Annotated in this window: 15 protein-coding genes and 1 riboswitch; of the genes, 12 read left to right on the plus strand and 3 right to left on the minus strand. The window is 70.8% G+C overall.

Annotated features, from left to right (window positions below; genetic code table 11):
• Positions 1-90 precede the first annotated feature (90 nt).
• The 3 genes from IO24_RS0127640 to IO24_RS0127650 all read left to right on the plus strand — a co-directional run bounded on the left by IO24_RS0127640 (position 91) and on the right by IO24_RS0127650 (position 1,310).
• The gene (locus tag IO24_RS0127640) at positions 91-420 is read left to right on the plus strand and encodes a DUF3618 domain-containing protein (RefSeq protein WP_031140104.1); all 330 of its coding nucleotides are present in this window, start codon (positions 91-93) and stop codon (positions 418-420) included.
• Between the two features lie 44 nt (positions 421-464).
• Positions 465-821: a GroES family chaperonin gene (locus IO24_RS0127645; RefSeq protein ID WP_031140106.1), complete on the plus strand. Its 357-nt coding sequence runs from the start codon at positions 465-467 to the stop codon at positions 819-821.
• 67 nt (positions 822-888) lie between these two features.
• Positions 889-956: riboswitch (guanidine-III (ykkC-III) riboswitch) on the plus strand.
• Positions 957-989: 33 nt separating this feature from the next.
• Positions 990-1,310 (plus strand): DMT family transporter, encoded by a 321-nt coding sequence (locus IO24_RS0127650; protein WP_031140108.1) that lies wholly within the window; start codon positions 990-992, stop codon positions 1,308-1,310.
• 1 nt (position 1,311) lies between these two features.
• On the opposite strand, the gene IO24_RS0127655 is transcribed toward IO24_RS0127650, so the two are convergent.
• A complete protein-coding gene (locus IO24_RS0127655) occupies positions 1,312-3,726 on the minus strand; it encodes a transglycosylase domain-containing protein (protein ID WP_037668593.1) in 2,415 nt (804 codons plus the stop codon).
• A gap of 467 nt (positions 3,727-4,193) precedes the next feature.
• On the opposite strand from IO24_RS0127655, the gene IO24_RS0127660 reads away from it, so the two are divergent.
• Genes IO24_RS0127660 through IO24_RS0127675 form a run of 4 tightly spaced genes read left to right on the plus strand, consistent with a single transcriptional unit; the run spans position 4,194 to position 7,555 of the window.
• Complete coding sequence (locus tag IO24_RS0127660; RefSeq protein WP_031140112.1) at positions 4,194-4,994, plus strand: ABC transporter permease; 801 nt, start codon at positions 4,194-4,196, stop codon at positions 4,992-4,994.
• 49 nt (positions 4,995-5,043) lie between these two features.
• Complete coding sequence (locus IO24_RS0127665; RefSeq protein WP_045296685.1) at positions 5,044-5,808, plus strand: ABC transporter permease; 765 nt, start codon at positions 5,044-5,046, stop codon at positions 5,806-5,808.
• Between the two features lies 1 nt (position 5,809).
• A complete protein-coding gene (locus IO24_RS0127670; protein WP_031140116.1) occupies positions 5,810-6,796 on the plus strand; it encodes an ABC transporter ATP-binding protein in 987 nt (328 codons plus the stop codon).
• A gap of 33 nt (positions 6,797-6,829) precedes the next feature.
• Positions 6,830-7,555 (plus strand): DUF1707 SHOCT-like domain-containing protein, encoded by a 726-nt coding sequence (locus tag IO24_RS0127675; RefSeq protein ID WP_045296683.1) that lies wholly within the window; start codon positions 6,830-6,832, stop codon positions 7,553-7,555.
• Between the two features lie 142 nt (positions 7,556-7,697).
• On the opposite strand, the gene IO24_RS0127680 is transcribed toward IO24_RS0127675, so the two are convergent.
• Positions 7,698-9,032 carry an SGNH/GDSL hydrolase family protein gene (locus IO24_RS0127680; RefSeq protein ID WP_031140120.1) on the minus strand — a complete coding sequence of 445 codons (1,335 nt, stop codon included), beginning with the start codon at positions 9,030-9,032 and terminating at the stop codon, positions 7,698-7,700.
• A gap of 194 nt (positions 9,033-9,226) precedes the next feature.
• Here IO24_RS0127680 and IO24_RS0127685 point away from each other — a divergent pair, with 194 nt between their 5' ends.
• Both IO24_RS0127685 and IO24_RS0127690 read left to right on the plus strand, forming a co-directional pair.
• Positions 9,227-10,570 (plus strand): DUF445 domain-containing protein, encoded by a 1,344-nt coding sequence (locus tag IO24_RS0127685; RefSeq protein WP_031140122.1) that lies wholly within the window; start codon positions 9,227-9,229, stop codon positions 10,568-10,570.
• 95 nt (positions 10,571-10,665) lie between these two features.
• Positions 10,666-12,186 carry an MFS transporter gene (locus IO24_RS0127690; RefSeq protein WP_031140124.1) on the plus strand — a complete coding sequence of 507 codons (1,521 nt, stop codon included), beginning with the start codon at positions 10,666-10,668 and terminating at the stop codon, positions 12,184-12,186.
• Positions 12,187-12,525: 339 nt separating this feature from the next.
• Here the strand turns inward: IO24_RS0127690 and IO24_RS0127695 are convergent, their stop codons facing one another.
• Positions 12,526-12,828, minus strand: coding sequence for a hypothetical protein (locus IO24_RS0127695; protein ID WP_031140126.1), 303 nt, complete (start codon positions 12,826-12,828; stop codon positions 12,526-12,528).
• A gap of 191 nt (positions 12,829-13,019) precedes the next feature.
• Here IO24_RS0127695 and IO24_RS0127700 point away from each other — a divergent pair, with 191 nt between their 5' ends.
• From IO24_RS0127700 to IO24_RS0127710, 3 genes are all read left to right on the plus strand, one after another.
• Complete coding sequence (locus tag IO24_RS0127700; protein WP_031140128.1) at positions 13,020-13,445, plus strand: Hsp20/alpha crystallin family protein; 426 nt, start codon at positions 13,020-13,022, stop codon at positions 13,443-13,445.
• Positions 13,446-13,558: 113 nt separating this feature from the next.
• A complete protein-coding gene (locus IO24_RS0127705) occupies positions 13,559-14,017 on the plus strand; it encodes a DUF2267 domain-containing protein (RefSeq protein WP_031140130.1) in 459 nt (152 codons plus the stop codon).
• 156 nt (positions 14,018-14,173) lie between these two features.
• Positions 14,174-14,992 carry an alpha/beta fold hydrolase gene (locus IO24_RS0127710; RefSeq protein WP_031140132.1) on the plus strand — a complete coding sequence of 273 codons (819 nt, stop codon included), beginning with the start codon at positions 14,174-14,176 and terminating at the stop codon, positions 14,990-14,992.
• Positions 14,993-15,059: the final 67 nt, after the last annotated feature.

The following is a 15,059-nucleotide window of genomic DNA, read 5'->3' on the forward strand; positions in this document are numbered from 1 at the left end:
CAGCGTAACCGGGGGTGCTGACAGTGTGATGAGCCGTGGAGCTGACAGACTGTCCCGCACAGGCTTCACACCGACTTCGGAGGCGACACGGTGGCGGACACGGCGGACACCAGGACCCCGGCGCAGATCGAGGCGGACATCAGGCGCCGCCGCACGACCCTGGCCGAGACCCTCGACGAGATCGGGGTGCGGGTGCACCCGAAGACGATCGTCGGGGATGCCAAGGCCAAGGTCGCTTCCAACATTGATCACACCCTCGGACGGGCTTACGTGGGGGTCAACCGGGCCGTCACCGATGTGCGGGCCCGGTTCGTGGACGAGGACGGGGCGCCCCGGCTGGAGCGGGTCGTGCCCGTGGCGCTCGTCGTGGTGGGCGTGGTCGGGCTGCTCGCGGTCAGCGCGCGGCGGCGCAAGGGCTGACCCGACTGCGTACGTATCCGGGGAAGACAGGTAGGTTTCAGGGCGTGAGCGCCAAGAGAAACGAGCACAGTACCCATCCGGACAAGCTGCCCATCCGGATGCTGCACGACCGCGTACTCGTGCGGCAGGACACCAGCGAGGGCGAGCGGCGTTCCGGCGGCGGCATCCTGATCCCCGCCACGGCGGCGGTCGGCCGGCGGCTGGCGTGGGCCGAGGTCGTCGCGGTGGGGCAGAACGTGCGGACCGTGGAGGCGGGCGACCGGGTGCTGTTCGACCCGGAGGACCGGGCCGAGGTGGAGGTGCGGGGGATCGCGTACGTGCTCATGCGCGAGCGTGATCTGCACGCCGTGGCCGCGGACCGGTTCGAGGGGGCCGAGGACTCGACGGGCCTGTACCTGTAGGACCGGCGGCAGCTGTGCGGAAAGGGGCCGGTGACCCTGGTCACCGGCCCCTTCGGCATGTCGTGCGGCTTTGCTACGTTGGAGGGAACCCCGACGAGACGCGCCGTACCGGGATGAAGGCAAAGACGACGCACCGACACCGTCAGCCCTTTCCCGGAGGTGCCCGTCATGGCCTGGGTTCTGCTCGTCGTCGCCGGTCTGCTCGAGGTGGGGTGGTCGGTCGGCATGAAGTACACCGACGGCTTCACGCGTCCGCTGCCCAGTGTGCTCACGGGCGCCGGCATCGTCGCCAGCATGCTGCTGCTGTCGCAGGCCGCCAAGACCCTGCCCATCGGTACCGCCTATGGCGTGTGGGTGGGGATCGGGGCGGCCGGGGCGGCGGTGTTCGGCATGGCGGTGCTGGGTGAGCCTGCGACCGCCGCCCGGATCTTCTTCGTGTGTCTGCTGCTGGTCGCGGTGGTGGGGCTGAAGGCGACCAGCGGTCACTGAGCTACTCGCGGCGGGCGCCCTGCGGGACCACGCCCCAGCCGGGGCCGGTCGGACCGCCGGTCGCGCCGCCGTCGCTCGCGTCGCCACCGCCGCCCTCGGTCGTGCCGCCGTCGGTGGTGCCGCCGCCGGTGGTCGCGCCGCCGTCGGTCGTGCCGCCGTCCGCGGTGCCGCCGCCGGTGGGGGACTGGCCGCCGGTGCCGCCGTCGGTGGTGCCGCCGTCGGTCTGGCCCTCGGTCTGCCCCTCGGGGGCGCTGGGGCTCTGGCCGGGCGTCTGGGTGCCGGTTTCCTCGCCGCCGGTGGTCGTGCCGCCGTCGGTGGTGGCGCCGGTGGTCGGTTCGGCCGGGGCGTCGCTGCTGGGGGCCTGTGAGACGTCGGAGCCGGGCTGGAGCCTGAGGTCGAACTCCTTGGCGGGCTTGCCCTTGAGGGCGTCCTGGGTGAACTGCGTCCAGATCTCGGCCGGTGCGCCGCCGCCGTTGACCCGGTCCAGGCCCATCGCGCCGTACAGCGACTTGTGGGCGGCGGTGACGGGGTCCTGGCCCATGACGGAGACGACGGTGGCGAGGTCGGGGGTGTAGCCCGCGAACCAGGCCGCCGTGTCCTCCTCGGCGGTGCCGGTCTTGCCGGCGACGGGGCGGCCCGCGGCCTGCGCGGCGGAGGCCGTGCCGTTCTGGACGACGCTCCGCAGCATGGAGGTGGTGGTGTCGGCGGCCTCGCGGCTCACGGCCTGCCGGGTGCGGCGCTCGGGCAGCTCGACGGGCGTGCCCTCCTTGGTGACCTTCTCGACCATCGTGTAGGTGCCGTGCCGGCCGTGGTTGGCGAGTGTGGCGTAGGCCTCCGCCATGTCGAGGACGCTGGCGGTGGCGGTGCCGAGCGCGATGGCGGGGCCGTCGGCGAGGTCGGGGGTGGTCTCGGGGACGCCCAGGTCGATGGCGGTCTGCTTGACCTTCGCGGGGCCGACGTCGGCGGCCATCTGCGCGTACACGGAGTTCACGGAGCTGTCGGTGGCCTCGGTGACGGTGATGTCGCCGTAGGAGCGCTGGTCCTCGTTCTCGGGGGCGTAGGGCTGGCCGGTCCAGCCCTGGACGGAACGCTTGTTGGTGCCGTCGTAGATGGTGTTCGGGGTGATGACGCGGCCGTCCTGGGTCTCCGAGTGGTTCTCGACGGCCGAGGTGAACACGAACGGCTTGAAGGTGGAGCCGACCTGGAAGTCCCTGCGGGTGGCGTTGGGGGTGTACTGCTTGACGTAGTCGACGCCGTTGTACATCGCCACGACCTTGCCGGTCTTGGGGTCGACGGAGGCGCCGCCGGCGCGGACGTAGGTGTCGACCTTGTTGTTCTTCTTGTCGAGCTTGGACATCAGCTTGTCGTTGACGGCCTTCACGAACGCGTCCTGCTTGCCCTTCTGCAGGGTGGTCGTGATGCGGTAGCCGCCGGCGTCGAGCTTGCTCTCGTCGATGATCTTGTTCTCGGTGAGGTAGTCCTTGACGATCCGGACGATGTAGCCGCGCTGCCCGGACATGCCGGTGGAGAGGGTGGACTCCTTCGGCATGGGGAACTTCATGCCGGCCCGCTCCGACTCGCTGAGCCAGCCCTTCTTGACCATGCCGTCCAGGACGTAGTTCCAGCGGGACTCGGCGGCCTTGCGGTTCTCGGGGTGGGCGACGACGTCGTACTGGCTGGGGGCGTTGACGAGCGCGGCGAGGTAGGCGGCGCGGGCCGGGTCGAGGTCCTTGGCGTCCTTGCCGTAGTAGGCCTGGGCGGCGGCCTGGATACCGTAGGCGTTGCGGCCGAAGTAGCTGGTGTTGAGGTAGCCCTCGAGGATGTGGTCCTTGCTGACCTCGCGGTCCAGCTTGATCGCGATGAAGAACTCCTTGGCCTTGCGCGTGACGGTCTGGTCCTGGCGCAGGTAGTAGTTCTTCACGTACTGCTGGGTGATCGTGGAGCCGGACTGCTTGCCCTTGCCGAGGGCGGTGTTCCAGGCGGCGCGGACCATGGCCTTGGGGTCGACGGCGGACTCGGTGTAGAAGTCGCGGTCCTCGGCGGCCAGGATCGCGTGCTGGGCGTCCTTGGAGATCTGCGGGAGTGTGACGTTCTCGCGGTTGACCTCGCCATCGCGGGCGATCACGGAGCCGTCCGCGTAGAGGTAGACGTTGGCCTGCTTGGTGGCGAGCGCGTTGGCCGGCGGGATCTGCACCAGCGAGTAGCCCAGGAAGAAGCCGCCGACCAGCAGCAGGACGACGATGACGAAGCCGCCGAGCGTCATGCGCCAGGTCGGGATTATCCGGCGCCAGCCGGTCCGCTTCGGTTTCCCGGCCGGCCCGGCCTCGGGCGTGCCCGGGTCGCCGTCGGCGTCTGCCTGCGGCTGGTTCGGTGCCCAGCCCGGATTCGGCTGCTGCGGCTGAGGCTCGTCACTCATGTCGTGCACGGACTCCTGTTTCGCGTCGTACGTCGTTCCCGTACGTCTCTGCTCGCTCTTGCGCCCCTGTGATGAAGACTGTCCCATCCGTTGATCAGTTCCCTGATCGAGGGCCGGGCTGCGAGCCGCGTGGTGAGGCGGGCCGTGCGCGGGCGGGCACGAGGCGAGTCGTGCTGTTCCGCACGCCTGCCCGAATCGTGATCTCGCCTGCGCGACATTCGCCCGAAGGGGGACACGGCCGTGGATCGCGACGGCTCGTACGCTCCGCCCGGCCGGCACCGCCGCCACGCTGCTCGCCCTGGCCACGGGCGCCTCGGCCCGCGCGGACGCAACGGATCGTACCGTCTGGGCCGGTGCGTACTCACCCCCCGGCGCCCCTGCCGCTCCCGGAAATTGCGTGGCGTGCCCGATCGCGGGCGCACTAGGCTCCTGCGCTTCGGTGCCGGGGGGCGAGGAGGGCGGTGGATGTGGGTTCGGGGCGGTTGTACGCGGCCGTCGCGGCGGGCGGTTTCCGGCGGTACGCGACGTATCGGGCGGCCACGGTGGCCGGGGTGTTCACCAACACGGTCTTCGGCGTCATCCTCGTCTACACGTATCTGGCGCTGTGGGACCAGAAGCCGCATCTCGGGGGGTACGACCAGGCGCAGGCCGTGACGTACGTGTGGCTGGGGCAGTGCCTCTACGCGACGCTGGCGATCCAGGGCGGCGGCGCCGAGAAGGACCTGATGGAGCGTATCCGCACGGGTGAGATCGCCGTGGACCTGTACCGGCCGGCCGATCTGCAGCTGTGGTGGCTGGCGGGCGACGTGGGGCGGGCGCTGTTCCAGATGCTGGGGCGGGGGGTGATCCCGTTCGTGTTCGGCGCGGTGTTCTTCCCGATGGCGCTGCCGACGGACGTCGCCCCGTGGGCGGCTTTCGTGGTCACGCTGCTGCTGGCGACGGTCGTGAGTTTCGCGATCCGCTATCTGGCGGCGCTGAGCGTGTTCTGGCTGATGGACGGCATGGGCGTCAGCCAGGTCCTGATGGTCACGGGCATCTTCTTCTCGGGCATGGTGCTGCCGCTGAACGCCTTCCCGGGCACGCTCGGCGAGGTGGTGCGGGTGTTGCCGTGGGCGGCGCAGATCCAGATGCCGGCGGACGTGCTGATGGGGGAGACGGACCCGCTCAGGGCGTTCGCCTTCCAGGCGGCGTGGGCGGTGGCGCTGCTGGCGGCGGGCAGGCTGATGCAGTCGGCCGCGACGCGGCGGGTGGTGGTGCAGGGTGGGTGAGCGCGGTGCTGCGGCCGAGGGGCTGCGGGCCTACCGGCTGATCGCCGGGATGTGGGTGCGGTCCAGCATGACCTACCGCGCCTCGTTCCTGGTCACGGTGCTGGGGAACCTGACGGTGACCGGCCTGGACTTCGTCGGGATCCTGCTGATGTTCTCGCAGGTCGACTCGCTGGGCGGCTGGTCGCTGCCCGAGGTCGCCTTCCTGTACGGGCTGTCCGTGACGTCGTTCGGGATCGCCGATCTGGCGCTCGGCTCGATGGACGTCCTGGGCGCCCGGATGCGCGACGGTTCGTTCGACACGCTGCTCGTGCGTCCGGTGCCGGTGCTCGCGCAGGTCGGGGCCGACCGGTTCGCGCTGCGCCGGCTGGGCCGGATCACCCAGGGCGCGGTGGTGCTGGGCTGGGCGCTGGTGTCGGTGGACGTGGACTGGAGCGCGGTGAAGGTGCTGCTGGTGCCGGTGATGGTGGTCAGCGGCGCGGCGATCTTCTCGGCGGTGTTCGTCGCGGGGGCGGCCTTCCAGATCTACGCGCAGGACGCCGCCGAGGTGCAGAACGCCTTCACCTACGGCGGGACGACGCTGCTGCAGTATCCGCCGACGGTGTTCGGCAAGGACCTGGTGCGGGGCGTGACCTTCATGGTGCCGCTGGCCTTCGTCAACTGGGTGCCGGCCGCCCATGTGCTGGGGCGGCCGTATCCGATCGGGCTGCCCGGGTGGGCGGCGTTCGCCTCGCCGCTGGTGGCGGTGTTCTGCTGCGTGCTGGCCGGGCTGGCGTGGCGGACGGGGCTTCGTTCGTACCGGAGTACAGGGAGTTGAGTTGACCGGTTCAAGCAGCGGGTTCATCGAACTGGAGGGTGTGGAGAAGGTCTTCGAGGTGCGCAAGAAGACCGGCTTCATGAAGCGGGAGCGGCGGCAGGTGCGGGCCGTCGACTCGATCTCCTTCCGTGTGGAACGCGGTGAGATGGTCGGCTACATCGGCCCGAACGGCGCCGGCAAGTCGACCACGATCAAGATGCTGACCGGCATCCTCACGCCGAGCGCGGGCCGGCTGCGGGTGGCCGGCATCGATCCCTCCCGGGAGCGGACGCGGCTCGCGCACCGCATCGGCGTGGTGTTCGGGCAGCGTACGACGCTGTGGTGGGACCTGCCGCTGGTCGACTCCTACCGGCTGATGCACCGTATGTACCGGATCCCGGACGCCCGTTACCGGCAGAACCTCGACCGTCTGGTCGATCTCCTCGGCCTCGGCGACCTGCTGGACGTGCCGGTGCGGCAGCTCTCCCTCGGCCAGCGGATGCGCGGTGACATCGCGGCGGCGCTGCTGCACGACCCGGAGGTGCTGTACCTCGACGAGCCGACCATCGGGCTGGACGTCGTCTCCAAGTCCAAGGTGCGGGAGTTCCTGCGGGAGTTGAACACCGAGCGCGGCACCACGGTGCTGCTGACCACGCACGACCTCCAGGACATCGAGCAGTTGTGCAAGCGGGTGATGGTCATCGACCACGGGCGCCTGATGTACGACGGTCCGCTCGCCGGGCTGCACGAGGCGGCGGAGAGCGAGCGGACGCTGGTGGTGGACCTGGAGCGGGAGCTGCCGCCGATCGAGGCACCGGCGCCCGCGCGGGTGGTCCGTGTGGACGGTCCGCGGCAGTGGCTGGCGTTCCCGGCGGGGGAGTCGGCGGCGCCGCTGGTGGCGCGGGTCGCGGCCGAGTACCCGCTGGTGGATCTGTCGGTGCGGGAGCCGGACATCGAGGCGGTGATCGCCCGCATGTACGTCGAGCAGGCCGAGCGGACGATCTCGTAGCCCCCGGCGGGGCGAACTCGTAATCTGCTGTGTATGACCGACGACGCAGTCCCGGACCTCCGTGCCTCCGACGCCGACCGTGAACGGGTCGCCGGCATCCTGCGGGACGCCCTCGCGGAGGGGCGCCTCGACATGGAGGAGTTCGAGGAGCGGCTGGACGCGACGTACCGGGCGCGGACGTACGGGGAACTGGCGCCCATCACGCGGGACCTGCCGGCCGAGGGCGTCACGGTGCCGTCGGTGTCCCTGACGAAGGATCCCGCCGCCGGCTCGGACTGGTCCGGGCGGATCGTGGGCGGCGAGGGTTCGTCCACGTGGGCCGTCGCCGTGATGTCCGGCTTCCAGCGCAAGGGGCGCTGGACGATGCCCCGGCGCTTCACCTGCTTCGCCTTCTGGGGCGGCGGGGAGATCGACCTGCGCGAGGCGAACTTCGCGGACCGCGAGGTCGAGGTCAGCGCGATCGCGATCATGGGCGGGGTGGATGTCATCGTCCCGCCCGGTGTCGAGGTCGTCGTCCGCGGCATCGGCGTCATGGGCGGCTTCGATCACCGCGAGGAGGGCGTGCCGGGTGAGCCGGGCGCCCCGCGGGTCGTCGTCACGGGTTTCGCGTTCTGGGGCGGCGTCGGGGTCCAGCGGAAGCTGACGCGGGCGGAGAAGCTGCGGATCCGAGAGGAACGGCGCCAGGAGAAGCTGGAGCGGAAGACGGGGCGGCGGGAGCTGGACGAGCCGCCCCGGCGGGATTCGCACGGCGGGTTCTGAGCCCCGGCAGCCGTGTGCGGAGGCCGAGCCCCGGCAGCCGTGTGCGGAACCCGAGCCCCGGCAGCCGTGTGCCCGCCCCTGCGGACAGGTGGCGGGCACGGGGACGCCTGCGGACAGGCGGCGGGCACGGGGCGGGGCCGGGCTACAGCTCCGCCGGCGCCGACCCCTTCAGCGTCTCCAGGTCGAAGGACTCCGCCATCCGCGCGTATCCCTTGTCGCTGGGGTGCAGATGGTCCCCCGAGTCGTAGTCGGCCCGCAGCCGCCTCGGGTCGTACGGATCACGCAGCGCCTGGTCGAAGTCGGCCACGGCGTCGAAGACCCGGCCGGCACGGATCTCCGCGTTGATCGTCCGGCGTACCGCCTCGCGGGCCTCCGTGTACCCGCGGTGTCCGTAGAACGGCATCAGGGTCGCGCCCACGACCTTGATGCCGCGCGCGTGGGCCTGCCCCACCAACGTGCGCAGTCCGTTCAGGATCGCGTTCGGGTCGGCGAGGCGCGGGTTGCGCAGGATGTCGTTGACGCCGAGGTCGATGACGACGACCTTGACGTTCGTCCGCTCCATCACGTCCCGCTGGAAGCGGTTCAGCCCGCTTGGGTTGTCCGCGGGGCGGCCCAGCCCGTCGGCGAGGACCTGGTTGCCGCTGATGCCCTGGTTGACGACGCTGTAGCGGGGCAGGTCCCGCCCGGCCGCGATCTCCGCGCGCAGCCGGTCGGAGAGCACGTCGGTCCACCGGCTGTTGGTGCCCGGCGTGGAGGTGATGCCGTCCGTCAGCGAGTCGCCGAGGGCGACGATCGTGCCGTCGGACTCGTTGCTCAGCACGTCCAGCGCGGTCAGGTACCGCCAGGAACCGGTCTGCTCGGTGTACGGCGTGCCCGTCGCGTCCTGCGTCTGGTCGCCCTGGGCGAGGTAGGAGATCTGCCGGGCGTGCCGGTGGTAGGTCACCGGGCCGGAGCTGGCCGGGGTGTAGGTGGTGATCAGGACGTCGGAGTCGTGCGGGACGACGACCCTTACCGCGTCGCTCATCACCTGTCGGCCGGGCGGGATGACGACGGTGGGTCCGCCACTGAAGGTCAGCTGCCGCATGGTGTCCGCGAGTGCCGCCGCCGTACCGCTGCCCGCGGAGACGGCGATCGTCGCCCGCGTGATGCTCAGCGGCGACTGGCCGTAGAGATTGGACAGCGTCACGCGGGCACTCGTACCGCCGACGCTGGTGTGGACGACGTTGCGAACCGAACGGTCCGCCATGCCGGTCGTCTCGGTGCCCGGTTCGGCGGCAGAGGGAGACGTGGACCAGGTGCCGACCCAGGTGCCGGTGGAGGCGGGGGCCGCGGAGTTGTGAGGGGCGCGGCCGTCGCCGAGGGCGGCCCGGTCGCGCAGGCTGTCGTCGGGCGCCACGCCGACGTAAATGGCGGTGGAAAGGGCCACGATCGCTGCGACGACCAGGGCAAGGAGGGCGTAGCCACGTCCTCGGGTCATGCTGTGTTGTTCTCCTCGGGCGATGGGAGCCCAAGGCTCCGATCTGATGTGCCCATGATGCGTCATGGACCGGGGGAAGCTCACAGGACCCCATGGCAATACCCCCTCCCGACAGACGCCGGGAACTCCTGTTCCGTTCCAGGAGTCGGTCAGGAAGGGACAATGTGTGCGGGATCACCAAGCGGGTGGAGCGGATGGAACGGACGAAAGCAGCAGAAAAGGACGCCGGTGCCGGAGGGCAGCATGCCCGGCCCGGTGCCGTCGTGAACCGTGCGATGACGACCTTCAGCCCGGCGGACGAGGAGAAACAGCGCGGCGTGCGGCAGATGAAGCTCACCGCCACCGGGCTCCTGGTGTTCGTGGCCGTGGTCTACGTCCTCGCCAAGTGGGCGCAGAACTCCGGCGCCGGCCCCTGGGCGGGCTATGTCGCCGCCGCCGCCGAGGCGGGCATGGTCGGCGCGCTCGCCGACTGGTTCGCCGTCACCGCCCTCTTCCGGCACCCCCTCGGCATCCCCATCCCGCACACCGCGATCATCCCCACCAAGAAGGACCAGCTCGGCGTCTCCCTGGGCGAGTTCGTCGGCGAGAACTTCCTCTCCGAGGACGTCGTACGGCAGCGGCTGCGCGCCGTCGGCATCGGCAGCCGCCTCGGCGCCTGGCTCGCGGTCCCCGAACACGCCGACCGGGTCACCGCCGAGCTGTCCACCGCCCTGCGCGGCGCCCTGACGGTCCTGCGCGACTCCGACGTCCAGGCCGTGGTCGGCGAGGCCATCACCCGCCGCGCGAACGCCCAGGAGATCGGGCCCGGCATCGGCAAGATGCTGGAGAAGGTCGTCGCCGACGGCGGCCACAAACGGGTCGTCGACCTGGTCGTCACCCGCGCGCACGACTGGCTGGTGCTGCACCGCGACGAGGTGATGGACGCCGTGGAGGGCGGCGCCCCCGGCTGGACGCCGAGGTTCGTCGACCGCAAGGTCGGCGAGCGCGTCTACAAGGAACTGCTGCGCTTCGCCACCGAGATGTGCGACATGCCCGCCCACCCCGCGCGCGGCGCCCTCGACCGCTTCCTCACCGACTTCGCCTCCGACCTCCAGTCCGACACCGACACCCGCGCCCGCATCGAGCGGCTCAAGGGCGAGGTGCTGGGCCGCGGCGAGGTCCAGGACCTCATCGCCAGCGCCTGGACGGCCGTACGGTCCATGATCGTCGCCGCGGCGGAGGACGAGCGCAGCGAACTGCGGCTGCGGGTGCGGGCGTCCCTGCTGTCGCTGGGCTCGCGGATGGCGGCCGAGCGCAAGGTGCAGGACAAGGTCGACCAGTGGGTGGAGGACGCGGCCGTCTACGTCGTCACCACCTACCGCAAGGAGATCACCTCCCTGATCACCGACACGGTGGCGAGCTGGGACGCCGAGCACACCACGAAGAAGATCGAGGCCAACATCGGCCGCGACCTGCAGTTCATCCGCATCAACGGCACGGTGGTCGGCTCGCTGGCCGGTCTGCTCATCTACACGGTGTCGCGCGCGCTCGGGGCGTGAGACGGGCAGCTCGGCGGGTGGGAGAGGTAGCTCAGGGCGTAAGAGAAACCGCTCAGGGCACTCGAACCGGGGTCCGCTCGATGAGGAGGGAGCCCATGACCACCGCCCAGGCCGGGACCGGCCGAACCATCACCACCGACATCCCCGCCCGCCTCGACCGCCTCCCGTGGTCGCGCTGGCACTGGACGATCGTCATCGGCCTCGGCACCGTGTGGATCCTCGACGGTCTCGAAGTCACCGTCGTCGGCAACATCGCCAGCCGCCTGTCCGAGCCCGGCAGCGGCCTGCCCATCACCTCCGGCGAGGTCACCGGCATGGCGGCCGCCCTGTACGTGGCGGGCGCCTGCCTGGGAGCCCTCTTCTGGGGCCGCCTCACCGACAAATGGGGGCGCAAAAAACTTTTCATGATCACGCTGGCCGTGTACCTGGCGGCCACCGCCCTCACCGCGATCGCCTTCGACACCTGGTGGTTCTTCCTCTTCCGCTTCCTCACCGGCTTCGGTATCGGCGGCGAGTACGCGGCGATCAACTCCGCGATCGACGAACTGATCCCCAAGGAGTACCGCGGCCGCACCGACCTGATGATCAACGGCAGCTTCTGGCTGGGCGCCGTCTTCGGCTCGCTGCTGTCCATCGTCGCGCTGGACACGGACATCTTCGCGGCGAACGTCGGCTGGCGCCTCACCTTCGCGCTGGGCGCGGTCCTCGCCCTGGTGATCCTCCTCGTCCGCCGGCACGTCCCCGAAAGCCCACGCTGGCTGCTCATCCACGGCCGCGACGACGAAGCGGAACGCATCGTCTCCTCCATCGAGCGCAAGATCGAGGAGGAGCGGGGCGAGCCGCTGCCGCACCCGGAGGGCGAGATCACCATCCACCAGCGCCGCAGCGTCTCCTTCCTGGAGATCGGCCGCACGGTCTTCTCCGACTACCGCAGGCGCGCCGTCCTAGGCTTCTCCCTCTTCATCGGCCAGGCGTTCCTCTACAACGCGATCACCTTCGGCTTCGGCGCGATCCTGACGACGTTCTTCGACGTCCCGAGCGGCAACACCGGCTACTACTTCGCGGTCATCGCACTCGGCAACTTCTTCGGCCCGCTGCTCCTCGGCAAGCTCTTCGACACGGTCGGCCGCCGCATCATGATCTCCGGCACCTACCTGCTCTCGGGCCTGCTCCTCTTCGGCACGGCCTGGCTCTTCGACCAGGGCTCCCTGAGCGCGGACACGATGACGGCGTGCTGGTGCGCGGTCCTGTTCTTCGCCTCGGCCGGCGCGTCCAGCGCCTACCTGACGGTCTCCGAGGTCTTCCCCATGGAGACCCGCGCCATGTCGATCGCGTTCTTCTACGCCATCGGCACGGCGGCCGGCGGCATCAGCGGCCCGCTCATCTTCGCCAAGCTCACGGAATCCGGTGTCGTCGGCGACACGGTCCTCGCCTTCCAGATCGGCGCGACCCTGATGTGCCTGGCAGGCCTCGTCGCTGCGTTCCTCGCGGTGAAGGCGGAACGCCGCTCCCTGGAGGACATCGCCAAGCCGTTGACGGCGGCGGACAGCGGCGGGGCGGACGACGACCCCAAGGGCGGCTCCGACACGGAGGGGGCCCGTTCGGCGACGGCGTAGAGAGGCCGTCGGCCGGGGTGCAGGCGGGTCCCGGGGCAAGGCACGTCGTCGTACCTCAGCGTCGCAAGTCCCGTACCTGCGGGGGACGGTGAGGAGACGACCGGGCGGCGCGGGCGACAACAGAACTGCGCTATAGTTGATCTGCGTCCAGCCGCCGGAACTCCGGTCAACGGACAGTGCGTTGGTGGTCCAAGGAAAGACGCCCCACTTCCTGTGGGGAAATGCAGGTGCAAGGCCTGCCCGGCGCTCCGACGAGAACCCGGCCCTGGGATTCAGGGCCGGGTTCTTTGCTGTCTCCGCCTGCTGTGCCGGCTTGCCGTGTCCGTCGAGATCGGCCGGTCAGCCGCGCCGGTCCGCGACCGCCCACGACGCCAGCCCCACGGCCCCCGCCGCCCCGAACACGGCAGGCCAGGCGCCCACCTTCTTCGCCAGCGGATGAGACCCGGCGAAGGCGGCGACATACGCGGCGGACAACACCCCCGCGGCCACCCCACCGGCCTGCTGCCGCCACTGCCGCGCGGCCGCCACTCCGGCCACGGCGAGCACGACCCCGCCGAGCGGCCGCTGCCTGGTCCAGCGGGCCACGCCGTACCCGCCCACGAGCCCGCTCGCGGCGACCACCGCGCTGGGAACCTTCGCCATATCTGCCTCCTGCTGCTGCTCGAGATCTTGAGGCTAACTCCCACGCCGAGGTGCACACGCGCCAGGGGCACGCTTGCCGCAGCCCGCGAACCTGAGCCAGGGCTTGTCAAGTTTCCTCCTCCGAGCTATATAAGAAGACGCAGACCGTAGGGCATCGCACCGACTGCACCTGAAGAGAGGAGTGACCAGTGATGCTCATGCGCACGGACCCCTTCCGTGAACTCGACCGACTCACCCAGCAGGTCTTCGGCCCCGCCGCCACCCGCCCGTCGGCCATGGCGATGGACGCCTACCGCTCCGGGGACGACTTCTTCGTCCACTTCGACCTCCCCGGCATCGACCCCGAGACGATCGAACTGGACGTCGAGCGCAACGTCCTCAACGTTCGAGCCGAGCGCAGGTCCCCCGCCCCCGAGGGCGCGGAACCGCTCGTCGCCGAGCGCCCCACCGGCACGTTCACGCGCCAGCTCTTCCTCGGCGAGACGCTCGACACGGAGCGCATCGACGCCTCCTACGAGGCCGGCGTCCTGACCCTGCGCATCCCGGTGGCCGAGCAGGCCAAGCCGCGCCGCATCCAGATCACGGGCGGAGACGCGCGCAGGCAGCTCAGCAGCTGACCTCACCGCACGCCCTGGTGCACGTCGCGCCGCCGGTACGAGCTCCCGGCGGCGCGACCCACCCGCCCACCCACGCCCGCACCCCCGCACGCACCCGGAGGAAAACCCCACACATGAGCACGACGACGGTGCCCCGTGTGACGACGAGCCGCGCCCCCCACGCCGCCGACGGCAACGGCTGGCCCCAACTGATCGAAGCGGTCCGCGAGTCGGGCCTGTACCCCACCTGGTCGAAGGCGGAACAGGTCACCCGTACCGTCCTGGCCGCCCTCGGCACCCACGTCATCGGTGACGAACGGGTCGACCTCGCCCGCGCCCTGCCCGGGGAGGCCGCCCGGCTGATCGCCTCCCAGATCCCGGCCACCGACCGGCTGACGGCCGCCGAGTTCGTCGACTCGGTCGCGGCCCGCACACCGGGAGCCACTCCCGCCACAGCGCGCTGGGACGTCAGCTCGGTCCTGGGCGTCCTGTCGCCCCTGGTCGGCGACGACCTGGTGACCCGCATCCTGGCCCAGCTACCGCCGGGCTACGCCCTGCTGTTCGGCCGAGCGGACCTGGGCCCGAGGCCGTAGCCGGGTGGTCCGCGTACGGCCGTAACACGGTAGCCCGCTTACGGCCGTAACCCCGCAGCCCGCGTAAGACGGTCACCGCCGGCCCCACGCAAATCGGCTGGCGGCGGCCGTCGGGGAAGGAGAGGCTGGCTCAAGCCGTCACCGGAGGAAGGTCAGTTGAAGACTCCCCACCCGAGAACCGTCCGCACCACGTCCGCGACCCTCACCACGCCGGACGGCACCCGCATCGCCCACCACGACCACCGCCCCGAACAGGAATCCGCCACCCCCTTCCTCCTCCTCCACGGCCTGGCCGGCCACCAGGGCGAGTGGGACGAGGTCGCCGCCCGGCTCCTCTCCGGCGGCCACCGCGTGGTGACGTACGACGCCCGAGGCCATGGCGCCAGCACCCGCACGCCCGCGACCACGACCCGCGCGGCCCACGTCCAGGACGCCGTGACCCTGATCGAGGAACTGGCCCTGGCCCCCGTCACCCTGGTGGGACAGTCCCTCGGCGGCCATACGGCGATGCTGCTGGCCGCCTCCCACCCTCACCTGGTCAAGTCCCTGATCCTGGTCGAAGCGGGCCCGGCGGGCCCGAACCCGGAACTCCCCGCACAGATCGCGACCTGGCTGGACGGCTGGCCGACGCCGTTCGAGTCGTTGGAGGCCGCGGAGACCTTCCTGGGCCACGAGGCCTGGACGAGAACCCTGGAGCAGCGAGAAGACGGCTGGCACCCCACCTTCGACCGCACCACGATGGTCGATTCGGTCGCCGAACTGGCCACCACCGCCTACTGGCCCCAGTGGACACAGATCACCTGCCCGACACTCCTCGTCCAGGGCGAACACGGCACCATGCGCCCCGACGAGCCCACCACCATGCTCACCCGCCGCCCGGCCACCCACCTCACCCGCATCCCGGACGCGGCCCACGACGTCCACCTGGACCAGCCGGACCGCCTCTACGAGGCGATCAGAACCTTCAACTCCTGACTGAGTCTTGGGCGTTGACCTCAACCAATGTCGAGGTCCTACGCTGACCGTGTCCAGGCGACCACGA

The sequence above is a fragment of the Streptomyces flavovariabilis genome, from assembly GCF_000725785.1.
Taxonomy (GTDB): Bacteria; Actinomycetota; Actinomycetes; order Streptomycetales; family Streptomycetaceae; genus Streptomyces; species Streptomyces hawaiiensis.

Excerpts from the sequence above, each read along its gene's own strand:
- IO24_RS0127680 (WP_031140120.1), bottom strand. The coding sequence starts at position 9,032 with ATGACCCGAGGACGTGGCTACGCCCTCCTTGCCCTGGTCGTCGCAGCG.
- IO24_RS0127655 (WP_037668593.1), bottom strand. The coding sequence starts at position 3,726 with ATGAGTGACGAGCCTCAGCCGCAGCAGCCGAATCCGGGCTGGGCACCG.
- IO24_RS0127690 (WP_031140124.1), top strand. The coding sequence starts at position 10,666 with ATGACCACCGCCCAGGCCGGGACCGGCCGAACCATCACCACCGACATC.
- IO24_RS0127650 (WP_031140108.1), top strand. The coding sequence starts at position 990 with ATGGCCTGGGTTCTGCTCGTCGTCGCCGGTCTGCTCGAGGTGGGGTGG.
- IO24_RS0127665 (WP_045296685.1), top strand. The coding sequence starts at position 5,044 with ATGTGGGTGCGGTCCAGCATGACCTACCGCGCCTCGTTCCTGGTCACG.
- IO24_RS0127675 (WP_045296683.1), top strand. The coding sequence starts at position 6,830 with ATGACCGACGACGCAGTCCCGGACCTCCGTGCCTCCGACGCCGACCGT.
- IO24_RS0127705 (WP_031140130.1), top strand. The coding sequence starts at position 13,559 with ATGAGCACGACGACGGTGCCCCGTGTGACGACGAGCCGCGCCCCCCAC.
- IO24_RS0127695 (WP_031140126.1), bottom strand. The coding sequence starts at position 12,828 with ATGGCGAAGGTTCCCAGCGCGGTGGTCGCCGCGAGCGGGCTCGTGGGC.
- IO24_RS0127685 (WP_031140122.1), top strand. The coding sequence starts at position 9,227 with ATGGAACGGACGAAAGCAGCAGAAAAGGACGCCGGTGCCGGAGGGCAG.
- IO24_RS0127700 (WP_031140128.1), top strand. The coding sequence starts at position 13,020 with ATGCTCATGCGCACGGACCCCTTCCGTGAACTCGACCGACTCACCCAG.